Source organism: Stappia taiwanensis (genome assembly GCF_014635285.1).
GTDB classification, from domain to species: Bacteria; Pseudomonadota; Alphaproteobacteria; order Rhizobiales; family Stappiaceae; genus Stappia; species Stappia taiwanensis.
The window spans coordinates 184,018-199,991 of the sequence record NZ_BMCR01000006.1; the positions used below are offsets into that span (position 1 = coordinate 184,018).

The following is a 15,974-nucleotide window of genomic DNA, read 5'->3' on the forward strand; positions in this document are numbered from 1 at the left end:
TTACCACTATGAAGGTGCGGACCGATACATGGGGCCGGCGTGGCATGAGACATGGTGAAGCGCGGCCTTATCTATCGGTTCGTATTCTGTCCTCATGATCGAAGGGAGACCGGACGGTGACCGCATCTGACGTTCCGCCGCGCTATTGCCGTGACATGCAAGGGTATGGGGCCACTCCGCCGGGGGCGGGCTGGCCGGGCAATGCGGCGATCGCCGTGCAGATCGTCGTCAATTACGAGGAGGGCGGGGAGAACGCCATCCTGCATGGCGATGCGGGCTCCGAAGCGTTCCTGTCGGAGATCGTCGGCGCCGCCTCCTGGCCGGGGCAGCGCCACTGGAACATGGAATCCATCTACGAATACGGCGCCCGCGCCGGCTTCTGGCGGCTGCACCGGATCCTGACCCAGCGCGGCATTCCGATCACCGTTTACGGAGTGGCGACGGCGCTCGCCCGCTCGCCTGCCCAGGTGGCGGCGATGCAGGCGGCGGATTGGGAGATCGCCTCGCACGGGCTGAAATGGATCGAATACAAGGACCATGACCGGGAGGCGGAGCTGGCGGACATGCACGCCGCCGTGCGGCTGCATGAGGAGGTGACCGGTGCGCGCCCTCGCGGCTGGTACACCGGGCGCTGTTCGGTCAACACGGTCGATCTGGCGACGGAAACCGGCCTGTTCGACTATGTGGCCGACGCCTATGCGGATGATCTGCCCTACTGGCACGATCATGCGGGGCGACGGCAACTGATCGTGCCCTACACGCTCGATGCCAACGACATGCGCTTCGCCACCGCGCAAGGCTTCAACTCCGGCGATCAGTTCTTCGCCTATCTGAAGGACAGTTTCGACATGCTGCACGCCGAGGGCGTGGCGGGCGCGCCGAAGATGCTGTCCATCGGCCTGCATTGCCGGCTTGCCGGCCGGCCGGGCCGGGCCGCCGCCCTTGCCCGGTTTCTCGACTATGCGGCCGCGCAGGAGCGGGTCTGGTTCGCCCGCCGGATCGACATCGCCGAGCATTGGACCCGGCACCATCCGCCGCGCCCGCGGGAGGGGCGCCCGTCGCGTCTGGCGCGGGGCGCGTTCGTCGAGCGGTTCGGCGGGGTCTTCGAGCATTCGCCCTGGATCGCCGAGCGGGCCTTCGCGCTGGAACTCGGCCCGGCCCATGACACGGCGACCGGGCTGCACAACGCGCTTTGCCGGATCTTCCGCAGTGCCAGCGAGGCGGAACGGCTCGGGGTCCTCACCGCCCATCCGGATCTTGCCGGGAAGCTGGCGGCGGCGCGCCGGCTGACGGCGGACTCCGCCCGCGAGCAGGCCGGCGCCGGGCTCGATGCGCTGACCGACGAAGAGCGCGCCCGGTTTCAGGAGCTCAACACCACTTACACCGCCCGCTTCGGCTTTCCCTTCATCCTGGCGGTGAAGGGCCGCAGCAAGGACGAGATCCTTGCGAATTTCGAAGAGCGGATCGGCCATGACCGGGCGCAGGAGTTCCGCACCGCCTGCCAGCAGGTGGAGCGGATCGCCCTGTTGCGCCTTCAGGACATGCTGCCGGACTGACGCTTCGGCGCGTTTCGTTCCCGCAGGCCGGCTGCCGGCCCTGTGTCGTTTCCATCGTGTTTCGCCAAGGAGCCTTCATGAGCGTTTCTTCCTCCGACAACCGTCCGGCCTTCACCCGGACCGATGTCAATCTCGCCTCCGCCGGGCTCGGCGCGCGGGTCGTCTCCGTGACCGACGATTTCTTCGCCGCCGCCGATCGGATGCTCGCCGATACCGAGGCGGTGTTCATCGCCGACAAGTTCGACGACAACGGCAAATGGATGGATGGCTGGGAATCGCGCCGGCGGCGCGGCCCGGGGCATGATCACGCGGTGGTGCGGCTGGCGGTGCCTGGTCGAATTTCAGGCTTCGACGTGGATACCGCCCATTTTACAGGCAATTACCCGCCCGCCTGCCGCATCGAGGCGTGCCGGGTTTCGGGCGAGCCGGATGCGGCGACGGTCTGGACGGAGCTGGTGGCCATGTCGCCGCTCGGGCCCAGCGCGCAGCACTTCTTTGCCTGCGGTTCCGATGCGCTGTGGAGCCATGTCCGCCTGCATATCCATCCCGATGGCGGGGTGGCGCGCTTCAGGGTCTATGGCCGGCCGGAGCTGGACCGCAACACTTTGGGAAGCGGCGAGATCGACCTGGCCTCGGCGCTCAGCGGCGGGCGGATCGTCGCCTTTTCCAACGCCCATTACGGCTCCTATCACCGGCTGCTGGTGCCCGGGCGCGGGATCAACATGGGCGATGGCTGGGAGACCCGGCGCCGGCGCGAGCCGGGAAATGACTGGATCATCGTTGCGCTGGGCGCGCGCGGCACCATCGGCCGGGCGCTGGTCGATACCGCGCATTTCAAGGGTAATTTCCCGGAGAGCTTCTCCCTGCAAGGGGCCGATCTCGGCGCGCTCGGCGGCGATTTGCGCGATGCGGTGGTGACCTCGTCGATGTTCTGGCCGGAGCTGATCGCCCGCACGCCGCTGTCCGCCGATGCCGAGCATGCGGTCGGTCCGGAAGCAGTGACTTCCGCCGGACCGGTGACCCATGTGCGGCTCAACATCTACCCCGACGGGGGCGTCAGCCGGCTGCGCCTGTTCGGCACGCTGGCGGACTGAGCCGGCTGCCCGATTGAGAGTTTCCGGTGACCGGCATCGCGCGGAGGACGCGAACAAAAAGCCGGCACCGGATTTGCTTGGAACGAAAAAACAACAAGGCGGAACCGCCACGCACCTTCCAGAAGGAGACAGATACAAATGGCCGTCGACAGTTCGATAGGGACACCCGCCCAGTTGCGGGATCCCGACTACACGCCGCCGCTTGCCACGGCGGTGCCGCTTGGCATCCAGCATGTGCTGGCCATGTTCGTCAGCAACATCACCCCGGCGATCATCGTTGCCGGTGCCGCCGGCTTCGGCTTCGGCACCGCCGGGGTGTTCGATCTCATCTACATGATCCAGATGTCGCTGTTGTTCGCCGGCATCGCCACCTTGTTCCAGACCATCGGCGCCGGGCCGATTGGCGCCCGCCTGCCGGTGGTGCAGGGCACCAGCTTCGCCTTCCTGCCGATCATGATCCCGCTGGTCGCGGGCAAGGGTGTCGACGCGATGGCGGCGCTGATGGGTGGCATCATCATTGGCGGGCTGTTTCACGCCACGCTCGGCACGGTGATCGGGAAGATCCGCTTCGCCCTGCCGCCGCTGGTCACCGGGCTGGTGGTGCTGATGATCGGTCTGGCGCTGGTCAAGGTCGGCATCCAGTACGCGGCCGGCGGTGTGCCGGCCATGGGCAAGCCGGAGTTCGGCAGCGCCCAGAACTGGTTCGTCGCCCTTGTCGTTGTTGCCGTCACCCTCGGGCTGAAGTTCTTCACCCGGGGCATGTGGTCGGTGGCGGCGGTGCTGCTCGGGCTGATCGTCGGCTACCTGCTGTCCATGGCGCTCGGCATGGTCAGCTTCGCCAATGTGGGGCGGGCGGCCTGGTTCACCCTGCCGAACCCGCTGCATTTCGGTCTTGCCTTCGACTGGGCGGCGGTGATCGGCTTCGGCCTGATGGGCGTGGTTTCGGCAATCGAGACCGTGGGCGATGTCTCCGGCATCACCAAGGGTGGCGCCGGGCGCGAGGCGACCGACCGGGAAATCGCCGGCGCGACCTATGCGGATGGTCTCGGCACGGCGGTGGCCGGCGTGTTCGGCGGGTTGCCGAACACCTCCTTCAGCCAGAATGTGGGGCTGATCGCCATGACCGGGGTGATGAGCCGGCATGTGGTGACCTTCGGGGCGATCTTCCTGATCGTCTGCGGGTTGGTGCCCAAGGTCGGGGCGGTGATTTCCACCGTGCCGATCGAGGTGCTCGGCGGTGGCGTCATCGTCATGTTCGGCATGGTCGCGGCGGCGGGCATCAGCATGCTGGCCGACGTCAAGTGGAACCGGCGCAACATGGTGATCTTCGCGGTGGCCTTGTCGGTCGGGCTGGGGCTGCAACTGGTGCCCGAGGCCCTGCAGCATCTGCCGCGCACCCTGCAGATTCTGTTGACCACCGGCCTGCTGCCGGCGGCGGTGCTGGCGATCGGGCTCAACCTGATCCTGCCGGAGGAGCTGAGTGCGGAGCAGACCGAGGAAATTTCCGGCGGCCTCAGCGGCCATCACAACTGAACCGGGTCCTGTCCGGAAAAGAAGAACGGGCGGCCCAGGGGCCGCCCGTCGATCATTCGGTGCCCGGGGTGCGGGCCGCCTCAGCTCCCGCCGAGCAGGCAGCCGCTGACCGCGCCGGCCATGTTGCGCAGCAAGGTCGGGTAAAGCTCCGGGCCGTTGTCGAGCGAGGCGCCCAGCGGATCAAGCACGCCGCTGCGGGCATTGCTGCCCTCGGCGACAACAGTGACCAGCTTGGGCTCGAACTGCGGTTCGGAGAAGATGCAGACCGCGTCGAGCGAACGGATCTTGCCGGAGATTTCCGCCACGCGCTCGGCGCCGGGCGCCGTCTCCGGGCTGAGGGTGATGGCGCCGGCTGCGGTCAGGCCGAAGCGCTTTTCGAAATACTGATAGGCGTCATGGAAGACGACGAAGGGCTTGCCCGCCGCCGGGGCCAGCTCCTTGGCAAGCTCGGCCTGAAGCGCGTCGAGCCGCCCGGTCATCGTCTCGGCATTGGCCGCATAGGCGGGGGCGTTGTCCGGATCGGCCTTGGCCAGGGTCGCGGCAATCGCGGCGACGAACACCTTGGCGTTTTCCGGATCGAGCCAGACATGCGGGTCGAGTGCCGGTTCGCCGCCCGCGTGTTCGTCGTGATCGTGCTCGTCGTGATCGTGCCCATCATGATCGTGATCATGGTCGTCGCCATGGTCATGATCGTGACCGTCTTCGTCCGCGTGCTTGTCCTCATCGGCATGGGCGTGGGAATGCGCCTCGAAGGCCTCGTCCTGACGGATGGAGTGGCGCACCAGCCCGTCGCTTTCGAGCAGCTCGACGATCACGGCATTCTCGCGCGGCAGGGTTTCCAGCGGCTTTTCCAGAAACGCCTCCAGCTCGTGTCCGATCCAGAACACCACATCCGCATCCTGCAACTGCTGCGCCTTGGAGGGCTTCAGCGCATGAACATGCGGCGAAGCCGCGCCATCGACGATCAGGTCCGGGGTGCCGACACCGTCCATCACACCGGCAATGAGCGAGTGCAGGGGCTTGATCGAGGCGACCACGGCCACCTCGGCCATGGCCGGAACGGCGCTGGCGAGCGTGACCGTGCTTGCCAGCAGAAGCGAGGTGAGGGAGGGCAGGCTTTGAAGCGGAGAGACGGGCGATACCACGGGGCAGGGTCCTTGAAATGCGACAGGGCGCGTCTGAAATGAAGGTAGGTTCTCGATCCCGGCGTCGGGATGTGTTATGACATAACATAACGAATTTCCGCCTGCAAGATGGATGCGGGCGCTGCCGCCGTCGATCTTGCTCACGGCGCGGCTTGCGCTTCGCTTCCCCGGGGCGGGGAGAAAAACGGCTTGGACGGCGGTCGTCCGTGCCGTACCACACCCACACGGCGGTTCGACGTGGAACCGCCAGATCCTGGACCGGACCTGACGATGACGATTGCGAGCTCTTCCTCATGACCCTTGCCGCTGCTGCCCGGGCCGGTGCCGCCGCGCCGCCGCTCGTCCGTCTTGAAAACGCCGGGCTTTACCGCGATGGCCGCTGGCTGGTGCGCGGTGTCGATCTGACCGTTGCCCGGGGCGAGATCGTCACGCTGATCGGCCCCAACGGGTCGGGCAAGTCGACCAGCGCGAAAATGGCGCTGGGCATCGAGCGGCCGGACGAGGGCGCCGCCCACCGGGCGCCGGGCCTCACGGTCGGCTATGTGCCGCAGAAGCTGGCGATCGACTGGACCCTGCCGCTGACCGTGGACCGGCTGATGCGGCTGACCGGACCGCTGCCGGCGGGCGCGGCCCACGAGGCACTGGAGCGCACCGGCGTTGCCCATCTTGTCGGGGCGGAGGTGCGCCACCTGTCCGGCGGCGAGTTCCAGCGGGCGCTGCTGGCGCGGGCGATTGCCCGCAAGCCGGACCTTCTGGTGCTCGACGAGCCGGTGCAAGGCGTCGATTTCAGCGGTGAGAGCGCGCTCTATGAGCTGATTTCAGCGATCCGCGCCGAGCTGGGCTGCGGCATTCTGCTGATTTCCCACGATCTGCACGTGGTGATGTCGGCGACCGATCACGTTATCTGCCTGAACGGTCATGTCTGCTGCACCGGCGCGCCCTCGGCGGTCGCCGGCAGCGCCGCCTACCGGCAACTGTTCGGCGGGCGGGCCAATGCGGCGCTTGCCGTCTATGAACATCGTCACGACCATGTGCATCTGGCCGATGGCCGGGTGCGCCATGCGGATGGCTCGATCACCGACCATTGCCATCCGGGGGATGGTCATCACCACCATGGTCACGCACACGCAGAAGGCGCGACGGAGACGGACGAGGCCGGCCATGTTTGACGATTTCTTCCAGCGGGCGCTGGTCGCCGGTGTCGGCGTTGCCCTGGTGGCCGGTCCGCTCGGCTGCTTCATCGTCTGGCGGCGGCTGGCCTATTTCGGCGATACCCTGTCCCATGCGGCCTTGCTCGGCGTGGCCTTGTCCTTTCTGCTGGACATCAACATCACCTTGTCGGTGTTCGCCGTCTGCCTGGCGATTTCGATCCTGCTGATGGGCTTGCAGCGGCGCGGGTCGCTGTCTTCCGATGCACTGCTCGGGCTGTTGGCCCATTCGGCGCTGGCGCTCGGCCTTGTGTGCCTGGCCTTCCTGAGCTGGGTCAGGATCGACCTGATGGGCTTCCTGTTCGGCGATATCCTGGCGGTGTCCGTGTTCGACATCGCGGTGATCTATGCCGGCGGCGCCGCCGTTCTGGCGGTTCTGGCGGTCATCTGGCGCCCGCTGTTCGCCGCCACCGTCAACCGCGAATTGGCGGAGGCGGAGGGGCTCAATCCGGATGCGGCGAATGCGGTGTTCATGTTGCTGATGGCGACCGTCATCGCCTTGTCCATGAAGATCGTCGGCGTGTTGCTAATCACCGCGCTCCTGATCATTCCGGCCGCCGCCGCACGCCGCCTTGCCAGCGGTCCGGAGCAGATGGCAGTCTATGCCGCATTCATCGGTGCGTTGGCCGTCATCGGCGGGCTTTTCGGATCGCTGCGGTTCGACACCCCGTCCGGGCCGTCGATCGTCGTCGCCGCGCTGGTGCTGTTCCTGCTGGGGATGACCCCGGTCGGCGCCTTGCTGCGCCGCTTTACAACACCCCAAGGAGGAGGCGGAGGCGCCAGATGACCGCAGCGCATGTCCATCATCCGGACCTGACCCGCAACCAGTCGCTCGTGTATGATGTTCTGAACGGCTCGGACGCGCCGCTCAGCGCCTATTCGATTCTCGATGCCCTGCGCGGCGAAGGCTTCCGCGCGCCGCTGCAGGTCTACCGGGCGCTGGAAAAGCTGCGCGCCTATGGGCTGGTGCACCGGCTGGAAAGCCTCAATGCCTTTGTTGCCTGCAGTCACCCGGACTGCGCCGGGCATGAGACCGCCGGCTTCGCCATCTGCGAGAAATGCGGCAAGGTCAGTGAGTTTGCCGAGGAGCGGATTGCCGCGCCGATTCGCGACTGGGCCAAGCGGGAAGGCTTTGTGCTGGCCGGATCGATGATCGAGCTGCGCGGGTTGTGCCGCGACTGCCGCGAGGGATAACTCCCCGGGCCGATCCGGAATGGCCCGGCCGTTCAGATCGCGCCGGGCGTCAGCTCAGGACCCGCTGGGGCAACTCGGCGCGGCAGGGCTGGGCATCGGCATGGCCGATCCAGCGGTCGAGGAAGCCAACCAGCCAGGATTTCACCGCCGGGTCGAACACATAACGTCCGGCGAAATGATCGCGCCGGTTTCGCGCGCCCGGCAGGGCCATGCGCGGCGCGGCGCGGGTGGTCCAGCGCACCATCATCAGATAGGTCAGCTCCGGGTGAAACTGGATGCCGAAGGCGGCGGGGCCGACCTGGATGGCCTGATTGGGGTAGGTCTCGCCGCTGGCCAGCAAGGTGGCGCCGCTCGGCAGATCGAAGCCTTCCTTGTGCCACTGATAGACCTTGTCGGGCCAGTGGGACATCAGCTCGCAGCCGGTCTTTGTCGGGTGAAGGTCGTAATAGCCGATCTCGACCAGCCCATCCTCATGGCCATAGACCCTTGCGCCGAGGTTGCGGGCGAGCATCTGCGCGCCGAGGCAGATGCCGAGGAACGGTTTTCCCTCGCGCAGCGGCACGTCGATCCAGTCGATTTCCCGGGTGACGAAGGCGTCGGTGTCATTGGCGCTCATCGGTCCGCCGAAGATCACCGCGCCGGCATGGTCCTCAAGGGTCGAGGGCAGACAATCGCCGAAACGCGGGCGGCGAATGTCGAGGGCGAAGCCGCGCCGGATCAGCTCCTGTCCGACCCGACCGGGTGTCGAGGTTTCCTGATGCAGCACCACAAGGATTTTCGGCCGTCCGGCCAGAAGCTTCGGATCAAGGATCATGACCACAACCTAACGCATGGGTGCCCCGGTTGTCATCCGTTCGCTACGGGATTTTACGCATACGCTGGCGAGATCCGCGGGCCGCCGGCCGTCGCCGATCCGGTCTCTACCTCTGCCTAGTCTTCGTCCGCCTCCGACGCGGCGGCGTCTCTGGCGCCGGCCACCTTGCGTCGCAGGGCGAGCCGGTCGCGGGAGGAAATGCCCAGAAGCTCGGCCACCCGCCAGATGGTGTTGTCCTCGAATTCATGAACGATGCCATCGGCGTAGACGATCTCCCACATCATCTCCAGCACCTTCAGCCGTTCCTCGATCTCCAGATCGCGCTTGAGAACGGAGGTGAAGCCGAACAGGTCGACGGCCTCGTCGTCCCGGTGCTGGGCCGCCTTGATCAGTTCGGCGGTCATGTCCGGGGTCAGCTGATAGTTGCGCCGAAGCACCTCGTTGAGGGCCTCCCGCTCCTTGTCGTCGACCACCCCGTCGACGGAGACGAGATGGACGAGCAGCGCGGCGGCCGCCAACCGATGATCGTCCTCGGCGAAATCCAGCTTGCCCTGCTCTCCGGTCACCGCCTGTTTCAGGAAACGCTTCAACGCAACGAACATGCACACTCCTTGACTTCCATCCGCCTGGGCTGCTTGCTGCCGCCGATGCTGGTGGGGATCCCGGCCGCAGCATCGCAAAATTCCCGCAGGCTTGTCCATGCTGGCGGGGAAGGGGCCTGGGCAACTGTGCGGATCGGAACCCCGGGCGGGCTGCAATCGGTGGTTCGGCCACTCTGTCGACACGCTTTGACGTACACTCCGGGTGATTCGCACGGAACGGGAGGCGCAGGTGAAACGATTGGCGATTGGGATCTTGGGGCTGATCCTCGTGCTGGTCGCGGCCGCGCTGATCGTGCCGTATTTCCTGCCGGCGGATGCGCTGAAAGCGCGGGTGATCGCCGAGGTGGAGCGCCGCTCCGGCTGGCGGCTGCGGCTCGATGGGCCGGTGTCGATCTCGCTCTTGCCCAGTTTGCGGTTGCAGGCCGCCGATGTCGGCTTCACCGGCGCGGCCGGAATGGGCGGGGCAGAACTGGCGCGGGCCGAGGAGGTCGATTTCGGCCTGGCTTGGGGAACGCTGTTCGGCGGCTCGTTGCAGCTTACCCACATCGTTCTGCGGACCCCGGAGATCAGCCTTGAAGTCGGCCCGGACGGTGTGGCCAACTGGGCGCCGCGTTCCGCCTTCCCGCATGACCGCTGGGCCGCCGCCGCCGAGGCCATCTCCGAAAACTCGACCGATGGCGCGCCGCCGCCGCAAGCCGCAGCACCCACCGAACCCGCGACCGGGGATGGGGCGGAGGAGACCGCCGATCCCATGCTCGGGTTGGCGCGGATTGGCGTCGCCTATTTTCAGGTCAAGGATGGCCGGCTTCTCTACGCCGACCGGCGCAGCGGCGATGAGATGGCGGTGGACCAGATCAACGCCACCTTGCGCCTGCCTTCACTCGCCGGGGCGCTCGATCTCGACATCGCCGCCCGCTACCAGGGCATCGAGGCGGCCGTCTCCGGGCGTGTGGCGGCCCCTCTGGCGCTGGCAAGGGGCGGGGCCAGCGACATCGACCTGACGACCACCGTGGCCGGCGCATCCCTGCGCAGCACCGGCAATCTTTCCGCCGCCGGCAGCGGCGCATTGACCCTTGCTGCCTCCGGGGACTCTGTCGCCGAGCCGCTGGCCGCCCTAGGGGTTGCGCTCGCCCGCGATCCGGGCGCCTACAGTCTTGCCGGCGATGTCGCCCTGTCCGCCGGCCGGGTGGATCTGGACAATCTGGTCGCGAAGATCGGTGCCGCTGAGATCAGCGGTGCCGGATCGCTCTCCCAGGGCGCGGGCGCGCCGGCGATCTCCGGCCGGGTGCGCCTTGCCGATCTCGATCTGGCCGAAGTGCTGCAGCTTGCCGGCCGTGCGGAGGCGGCGACCGGTGCCCTCGGTGGCGATCTTGCCTTCAGCGCACGCGGCGGGGATGCGGCGGCGCTGCTCGGTTCGCTCGATTTGCGCGGGTCCTTGCGTCTTGCCAGGGGCAGCATCGGCGGGCTGGTGCTGCCGGCGCCGCTGGGCGAGGATCCGGCCTCGGCGACGATCGAGGACATCGCCGCGGACGTGGAGATTGCCGGTCTCGACCGCCCTGTGTCGCTGACCGGCGGTCTGCGCTGGCGCGGCGAGACCTTCCAGCTCTCCGGAACGGCGGAACCGGCCCTGCTGCTCGCCGGCTTGCCGGCACCGGTGCGGGTGCGCGTGGAAAGCGGCCGGGTGGGCGCGGGCTATGACGGCGCGGTCTCCGCGCAAGGCGCGCTCGATGGCGATCTCTTCCTGGAAACGGCGGACCTGCGCGGGCTGGCGGCCTGGCTCGGGTCTCCGCTGCCGCCGGGCGGCGGGCTGAAGGCCTTCTCCATCGCCGGGCGGCTCGGGGCCGCGCCGGGGGCGGTCGCCTTCACCGATGCGCGGATCCGCCTCGACGACATCAGCGGGACGGGCAAGGGCGAAATCCGCCTCAGCGATCCGCCGTTGATCACCGCCGCGCTGGCGCTCGATCGGCTCGGGCTCGATCCTTATCTGACCGGCGGGGGGAATGCTCAGGTTCCCGCCCGCGCGGGCGGCAAAACCAGCGCCCGCGCCCCCTCTGGCGGACCTGCACCCTGGAGCACCGACCCGATTGATCTTTCCGGCCTGAAGGCCGTCGACGCCAACCTGGAACTGAGTGCCCGGACCATCGCCTGGGACAAGGTCGAGGTCGGGCCGAGCCGGCTGACTGTTGCACTCAAGGGCGGGCGACTGACGGCGGATCTCGCCGATCTCACGCTTTACGAGGGCAGCGGCCGGGGCACGCTGACGCTGGACGGCGCCGGGCCGGTGCCGGTGATCGAGGCCGCGTTCGATCTGGTCGATGTAAACGCGCATCCGTTCCTGTCGGCGCTGATCGATTTTCGCTGGCTGGAGGGCCGCGTCGGCACCGCGCTGGCGCTGCGCGCCCGGGGGGCGAGCCAGGCCGATCTGGTCGCGAGCCTTGGCGGCACCGCAAGGTTCGACTTCGTGGACGGGGCCGTACGCGGCATCAACATTCCGCGTATGGTGCGCGGGCTGACCGTGGATACCCTGCTTGGCTGGGCGGAAAATCCGGCGCAGAAGACGGATTTCTCCTCGCTGGGCCTTGGCTTCGAGATTGCCAATGGTGTCGCCCGCTCCACCGATCTGGCCCTTGCCGGGCCGTTGGTGCGCATGTCCGGCACGGGGCTCATCGACCTGCCGCGCAAGAGCCTCGACTGGCGGTTCGAGCCCAAGGTGGTGGCGACGCTCGAAGGGGCGCCGCCGATGCCGCGCGGCAAGGGTGAGGACCGGGAGTTGGCCGGGCTCGGCGTGCCGGTGATCGTGCGCGGCCCCTGGGACAGGCCGAAGATCTATCCGGACATCAAGGGCATTCTTGACGATCCGAAAACGGCGCTGAAGCAGCTTGAGGGCATCGGCGGCGGGCTGGCGGAGGTGCTCAAGCGTCAGCCGGAGAAGGCCTTGACCGATGCGGCCAATGACGTGATTGGCCGGGTGACCGGTGGCGGCAGCAGCATCGACGTGCAGAAGGTGATCGACGGCGAGGTCGATGACAAGGAGGTGCTGGACGCGGTGGAGCAGGGCTTCGGCCTGCCGTCGGGCTTCCTCGGCTCCTTCGGTATCGGCAAGGGGCCGAAGCAGGAGCCCGACGCGGCCCCGCCGCAGCAGTAGCGCGGGCGGGGCGGAGCGCGCCCGGTTCACGCGCTCCGTGTGGGGGCGGCGCTGGCGGTCAGTTCCGCCAGAACTTGCGGCTCTGCCGACTCTTGTCCCACAGCGCCCGGGCCTTGGCCCATTCGCTTTCCGCGCGGTACTCGTGCCAGCCCATGACGAAGCCGGCGGCCAGGCTCAGCTTGGCGCCTTCGCCGCGTTTCTCCCGGGCGATCGGCGCCAGTTTGGCGGCCATCACCACATCGTTGAGATAGCCGAACACATCCTGCAGGGTCTTCAAGGTGGCGACGAACGGGGCGCAGTGTTTCCTCGGAAACAGCGGCTGGAAGAACTCCACCGCATAGCGCAGCTTTTTCAGCCGCTTGCGCATGTCGTGCCGCTCTTCCAGCGTCAGCTCGTCGATCCGCTCACCCAGATGGGCGACCGCCTTCCAGCGCTTGTCCAGCGCGCGGCGGGCGTAGTCGCGGGCCGGCATGGCCAGCGTTTCCTGCAGCGCGGCGGCGGCATCCGCGTCCATCGGGTCGCGCGGCCAGGTTTCCGCCTCGGCCAGACTGCCCAGAGCGAACAGCAGGCGATTGACCTCGGGCGCGCGCAGCTCGGTCCGCAGCGCCTTGCGCACCGCCTGGCGCCGGGCGCCGACCACCACGGCCAGACGTTTCGCGTCGACCTCGGCCGGGACCTGATCGAGCACCGGCGCGATGATCTCATCGACCAGCACATCGAGATCGCGCAATTCGCCGAGCCGCGTGGCCAGCACCTTGGCCCGCTCGTCCAGATCTTCCCGCAAGGCGAGGGGCAACAGGTCGTGGTGCACCTTCAGGGCGCTGCGCAGGCGCCGCAGGCCGACGCGCATCTGGTGCACGGCCTCCGGATCGTCCACCTCCAGGGTGGCATCGCGATTGGCGGCGATCTGTGCCTGGCAGGAACGCAGGATCGTGCGCAGCGCGCTCTCCGCCGTGTCGGTCTTGCGCGACAGCTCGACGCGGCCGGCGCCGACCGGCCGGCAAGTCATGTCGTCGCCGCGCATCAGGGCGTAGCCGCGCTGCGCCTTGCTGAAGGCGGAAAATCGGGCAATGCTGGTGCCGTTCAGCGCCGAGGCGAGGGCGAACAGATCGCCCACCTGGCCGCGCTTCAGCTCCAGTTCCGCCTCAAACAGCGGCAGGGTCCGGGTCCTGGTGCGCACCTCACCGGCATCCAGCGCCATCTCGATCTCCGCGCCTTCTTCGGTGCGAAAGATGCGGGTGGTGCGCTGCATGCGCGTCTCGAACACCGGATCGACCTGCTTGCCGTCGATCTGCTTCCACAGGGCCTTTTGCAAGGTCCGGTCGTGGATTCGTGTCAGGTCGGGCGCCGGCGCACTGACCTCGGCCTCCTGTTCCTTCGGCATCGACAGGCCGCCGCTGACCGAGGTGCCGGATTTGACGGTCTGGATCCAGTCCGCTCCGACCTGCCGCACGCGCAAGGACCATTTGGCCCGGTGGAGGTCCAGATCGGCGGTGTCGAAATAGATCGAGCGCAACTCCTGCGTTCGGGGCGGATCGACCGTGTAGCCCAGGGGCGCGGGAGCGGCCTTCAGCTCCTCCAGCGCATCGGCATCGACCTCGAGCTTCAGCTCGATCTCTCGTGTCCCTTGCGTCATGCTTCCGATCTACCGGTTTTGCGCGGCCCTGTCGAGAAAAGCGCACCGGGTGCGCCTTTTGATGTGACTTTCGTGGCCGCAAGGCAAATGGGTGGTGAGGAAACAGCTCAGGTTCTGCCCCCAAGCGCGCCCCCATGCGGTCCGCGCATGAAAGACCGGGGGCGGGAGGAAGGCAAGGGCGGGAAAACCCGGAACGCATCAGCACATAGGCCGGGAGGCGGCGTGCGGGCGACTACCCGGCGCCGGGGCATCCGGACGGGGTGCGTCATGTCAGCGATGTTGGGAAGTGGTGCCCCCGGTCCGACTCGAACGGACACTCCGGTTAAGGAAACGGATTTTGAATCCGTCGCGTCTACCAGTTCCGCCACGGGGGCACTCTTTGGCAGCAGGCGAAAAGGCTGCCGGAAACGCGGCGATCATAGTCATCGCGCACGGCCCGTCAACGGAAAGATCGTCTGTCCTGGCCGGTTGTCACCGGGAAGCGTGCCGGGCGGCACACGCGCGCGTGACAACCGGCGGGGGACGGGCTAAGCAGACGGCATGTTGCGCCAACTCTACGACTGGACCATGTCCCTTGCTTCCGGCCGCCGCGCGCCTTTGGCGCTGGGGCTCGTGTCCTTTGCCGAAAGCTCGATCTTTCCGCTGCCGCCGGACCTGTTGCTGATCCCGATGGTGATCGCCCGGCGCGCGCGCGCGTTCTTCTATGCGCTGTTGTGCACGGTGACCTCGGTGATCGGCGGATTCGCCGGCTATGCCATCGGCGCCCTGCTGTTCCTGCAACTGGCCCAGCCGATCCTTGCCTTCTACGGCTACCTCGACAAGTTCCAGACCTTCCAGGACAATTTCAACGAATACGGCGCCTGGATCGTCTTCATCGCCGGCGTGACGCCCTTTCCCTACAAGGTGATCACCATCGCCAGCGGCGCCTCCGGCCTCAGTCTGCCGGTGTTCCTCGTCGCCAGCGTGCTCGCCCGGGGCTTGCGTTTCTTCGTCGTCGCCGGCCTTCTGTATTTCTTCGGCCCGCCGATCCGCCATTTCATCGAAAAGCGGTTGGGGCTGATGTTCACCCTGTTCGTCGTCGGCCTGGTCGGCGGCTTCGTCCTGATCAAGTTTCTCTGAACTCCCCTGGGAGGGGCTGCCCCCCATGTCCTCGCCGCGCTCACTGTCCTTGCTGCTGCTTATCCTGCTGATCGCCGGCGGAACGGCGGCGATCTCCTTCGCCTGGGGGTACCAGCTGATCGGCGGCTATGCGCCCTGCAAGCTCTGCCTGGAACAGCGCGTGCCCTATTACGCCGGCCTGCCGTTGGCGCTTGTCGCGCTGTGGCTGCTGTGGCGGGGGGCGGCGCGTGGTCTGCTGGTGCTGGTTCTTCTGCTGGTGGCGGCGCTGTTTGCCTATGGCGCCGGGCTTGGGGTCTATCAGGCCGGCGCGGAATGGGGCTTCTGGCCGGGACCTGCCGATTGCGGCGGCGGCTCCGCACCCCCGGCCAATGCGGCGGATCTGCTCAATGCCTTGCGCAGCACCCGGGTGGTCAGCTGCACCGAGGCAAGCTGGCGGATGTTCGGCCTGTCCTTTGCCGGCTGGAACGCGGTGGCGTCCACCGGGCTGGCGCTGCTGGCGCTTCTCTGCCTGTGGACATCGCGGGCGAATGCCTCGAAGCTGAAAGCCGACTGAGACCGGGGCCGGAGCAACACGGCACCAGAACGGAACGGCGGGCGCGAGACATGGCCGACAAAAAGAGCGCGGAGGAACGCAAGCGCGAGGCGGACAGCCTGCTGGCGCAAGCGGAGCGTGAAAGCGAGACCTTCCTGCGCACCACCTTCACCGGCGCGGCCAAGTCCGGCCGCTCGGAAAAGGCCGATCCTGACGGCGCCGAACCCGACAGAATCGAGGAATGGGGCACGCGGATCGGCCGGACCGCCGGCGCCATCTTCGCGGTCGGCCTTATCATCTATCTGGTGGTGACCTATTTCTAACTCCGGCCCTGCGGGGTGAAGGAAAATTTCAGAGGGAAGCGACGGATCGTGGCGACGGCGGCACCAAAGCCTG

At 67.5% G+C, this 15,974-nt stretch carries 14 protein-coding genes and 1 tRNA gene; 10 read left to right on the forward strand and 5 right to left on the reverse strand.

Annotation, left to right across the window (positions count from 1 at the left end; translation table 11 throughout):
- Window positions 1–155 precede the first annotated feature (155 nt).
- The 3 genes from puuE to IEV83_RS15040 all read left to right on the forward strand — a co-directional run bounded on the left by puuE (window position 156) and on the right by IEV83_RS15040 (window position 4,183).
- Complete coding sequence (puuE, locus tag IEV83_RS15030) at window positions 156–1,556, forward strand: allantoinase PuuE (RefSeq protein WP_181759782.1); 1,401 nt, start codon at window positions 156–158, stop codon at window positions 1,554–1,556.
- Between the two features lie 77 nt (window positions 1,557–1,633).
- Window positions 1,634–2,650: an allantoicase gene (alc, locus tag IEV83_RS15035; RefSeq protein ID WP_181759607.1), complete on the forward strand. Its 1,017-nt coding sequence runs from the start codon at window positions 1,634–1,636 to the stop codon at window positions 2,648–2,650.
- A gap of 138 nt (window positions 2,651–2,788) precedes the next feature.
- Window positions 2,789–4,183 (forward strand): uracil-xanthine permease family protein, encoded by a 1,395-nt coding sequence (locus tag IEV83_RS15040; RefSeq protein ID WP_181759606.1) that lies wholly within the window; start codon window positions 2,789–2,791, stop codon window positions 4,181–4,183.
- 80 nt (window positions 4,184–4,263) lie between these two features.
- Here the strand turns inward: IEV83_RS15040 and znuA are convergent, their stop codons facing one another.
- Entirely contained in the window at window positions 4,264–5,328 is a 1,065-nt protein-coding gene (gene znuA / locus IEV83_RS15045; RefSeq protein ID WP_244628200.1) for a zinc ABC transporter substrate-binding protein ZnuA, read from the reverse strand.
- 293 nt (window positions 5,329–5,621) lie between these two features.
- Here znuA and IEV83_RS15050 point away from each other — a divergent pair, with 293 nt between their 5' ends.
- Genes IEV83_RS15050 through IEV83_RS15060 form a run of 3 tightly spaced genes read left to right on the forward strand, consistent with a single transcriptional unit; the run spans window position 5,622 to window position 7,730 of the window.
- Window positions 5,622–6,497, forward strand: a complete 876-nt coding sequence (locus IEV83_RS15050) for an ATP-binding cassette domain-containing protein (RefSeq protein WP_181759605.1) — start codon at window positions 5,622–5,624, stop codon at window positions 6,495–6,497.
- The gene (locus tag IEV83_RS15055; RefSeq protein WP_181759604.1) at window positions 6,490–7,323 is read left to right on the forward strand and encodes a metal ABC transporter permease; all 834 of its coding nucleotides are present in this window, start codon (window positions 6,490–6,492) and stop codon (window positions 7,321–7,323) included. The genes IEV83_RS15050 and IEV83_RS15055 overlap by 8 nt, the downstream gene beginning before the upstream one ends.
- Window positions 7,320–7,730 carry a Fur family transcriptional regulator gene (locus tag IEV83_RS15060; RefSeq protein WP_181759603.1) on the forward strand — a complete coding sequence of 137 codons (411 nt, stop codon included), beginning with the start codon at window positions 7,320–7,322 and terminating at the stop codon, window positions 7,728–7,730. The genes IEV83_RS15055 and IEV83_RS15060 overlap by 4 nt, the downstream gene beginning before the upstream one ends.
- Before the next feature lie 49 nt (window positions 7,731–7,779).
- Here the strand turns inward: IEV83_RS15060 and IEV83_RS15065 are convergent, their stop codons facing one another.
- Together IEV83_RS15065 and IEV83_RS15070 are read right to left on the reverse strand one after the other, a co-directional pair.
- On the reverse strand, window positions 7,780–8,544 hold the full coding sequence (locus IEV83_RS15065; RefSeq protein WP_181759602.1) for a glutamine amidotransferase: 765 nt from the start codon (window positions 8,542–8,544) through the stop codon (window positions 7,780–7,782).
- A 116-nt stretch (window positions 8,545–8,660) separates the two neighbouring features.
- A complete protein-coding gene (locus IEV83_RS15070; protein ID WP_181759601.1) occupies window positions 8,661–9,146 on the reverse strand; it encodes a tellurite resistance TerB family protein in 486 nt (161 codons plus the stop codon).
- Window positions 9,147–9,384: 238 nt separating this feature from the next.
- Here IEV83_RS15070 and IEV83_RS15075 point away from each other — a divergent pair, with 238 nt between their 5' ends.
- A complete protein-coding gene (locus IEV83_RS15075; protein ID WP_181759600.1) occupies window positions 9,385–12,291 on the forward strand; it encodes an AsmA family protein in 2,907 nt (968 codons plus the stop codon).
- A gap of 58 nt (window positions 12,292–12,349) precedes the next feature.
- Here the strand turns inward: IEV83_RS15075 and IEV83_RS15080 are convergent, their stop codons facing one another.
- Entirely contained in the window at window positions 12,350–13,927 is a 1,578-nt protein-coding gene (locus IEV83_RS15080; protein ID WP_181759599.1) for a CYTH and CHAD domain-containing protein, read from the reverse strand.
- 287 nt (window positions 13,928–14,214) lie between these two features.
- Window positions 14,215–14,301: transfer RNA gene (locus IEV83_RS15085), tRNA-Leu, on the reverse strand.
- Between the two features lie 166 nt (window positions 14,302–14,467).
- Between IEV83_RS15085 and IEV83_RS15090 the strand changes: the two genes are divergently transcribed.
- Genes IEV83_RS15090 through IEV83_RS15100 form a run of 3 tightly spaced genes read left to right on the forward strand, consistent with a single transcriptional unit; the run spans window position 14,468 to window position 15,901 of the window.
- The gene (locus IEV83_RS15090; RefSeq protein WP_181759598.1) at window positions 14,468–15,046 is read left to right on the forward strand and encodes a YqaA family protein; all 579 of its coding nucleotides are present in this window, start codon (window positions 14,468–14,470) and stop codon (window positions 15,044–15,046) included.
- 25 nt (window positions 15,047–15,071) lie between these two features.
- Window positions 15,072–15,599 carry a disulfide bond formation protein B gene (locus IEV83_RS15095; protein ID WP_181759597.1) on the forward strand — a complete coding sequence of 176 codons (528 nt, stop codon included), beginning with the start codon at window positions 15,072–15,074 and terminating at the stop codon, window positions 15,597–15,599.
- Between the two features lie 50 nt (window positions 15,600–15,649).
- A complete protein-coding gene (locus IEV83_RS15100; RefSeq protein ID WP_181759596.1) occupies window positions 15,650–15,901 on the forward strand; it encodes a hypothetical protein in 252 nt (83 codons plus the stop codon).
- Window positions 15,902–15,974: the final 73 nt, after the last annotated feature.

Excerpts from the sequence above, each read along its gene's own strand:
- puuE (WP_181759782.1), top strand. The coding sequence starts at position 156 with ATGCAAGGGTATGGGGCCACTCCGCCGGGGGCGGGCTGGCCGGGCAAT.
- alc (WP_181759607.1), top strand. The coding sequence starts at position 1,634 with ATGAGCGTTTCTTCCTCCGACAACCGTCCGGCCTTCACCCGGACCGAT.
- IEV83_RS15040 (WP_181759606.1), top strand. The coding sequence starts at position 2,789 with ATGGCCGTCGACAGTTCGATAGGGACACCCGCCCAGTTGCGGGATCCC.
- IEV83_RS15050 (WP_181759605.1), top strand. The coding sequence starts at position 5,622 with ATGACCCTTGCCGCTGCTGCCCGGGCCGGTGCCGCCGCGCCGCCGCTC.
- IEV83_RS15055 (WP_181759604.1), top strand. The coding sequence starts at position 6,490 with ATGTTTGACGATTTCTTCCAGCGGGCGCTGGTCGCCGGTGTCGGCGTT.
- IEV83_RS15060 (WP_181759603.1), top strand. The coding sequence starts at position 7,320 with ATGACCGCAGCGCATGTCCATCATCCGGACCTGACCCGCAACCAGTCG.
- IEV83_RS15065 (WP_181759602.1), bottom strand. The coding sequence starts at position 8,544 with ATGATCCTTGATCCGAAGCTTCTGGCCGGACGGCCGAAAATCCTTGTG.
- IEV83_RS15070 (WP_181759601.1), bottom strand. The coding sequence starts at position 9,146 with ATGTTCGTTGCGTTGAAGCGTTTCCTGAAACAGGCGGTGACCGGAGAG.
- IEV83_RS15080 (WP_181759599.1), bottom strand. The coding sequence starts at position 13,927 with ATGACGCAAGGGACACGAGAGATCGAGCTGAAGCTCGAGGTCGATGCC.
- IEV83_RS15090 (WP_181759598.1), top strand. The coding sequence starts at position 14,468 with ATGTTGCGCCAACTCTACGACTGGACCATGTCCCTTGCTTCCGGCCGC.
- IEV83_RS15095 (WP_181759597.1), top strand. The coding sequence starts at position 15,072 with ATGTCCTCGCCGCGCTCACTGTCCTTGCTGCTGCTTATCCTGCTGATC.
- IEV83_RS15100 (WP_181759596.1), top strand. The coding sequence starts at position 15,650 with ATGGCCGACAAAAAGAGCGCGGAGGAACGCAAGCGCGAGGCGGACAGC.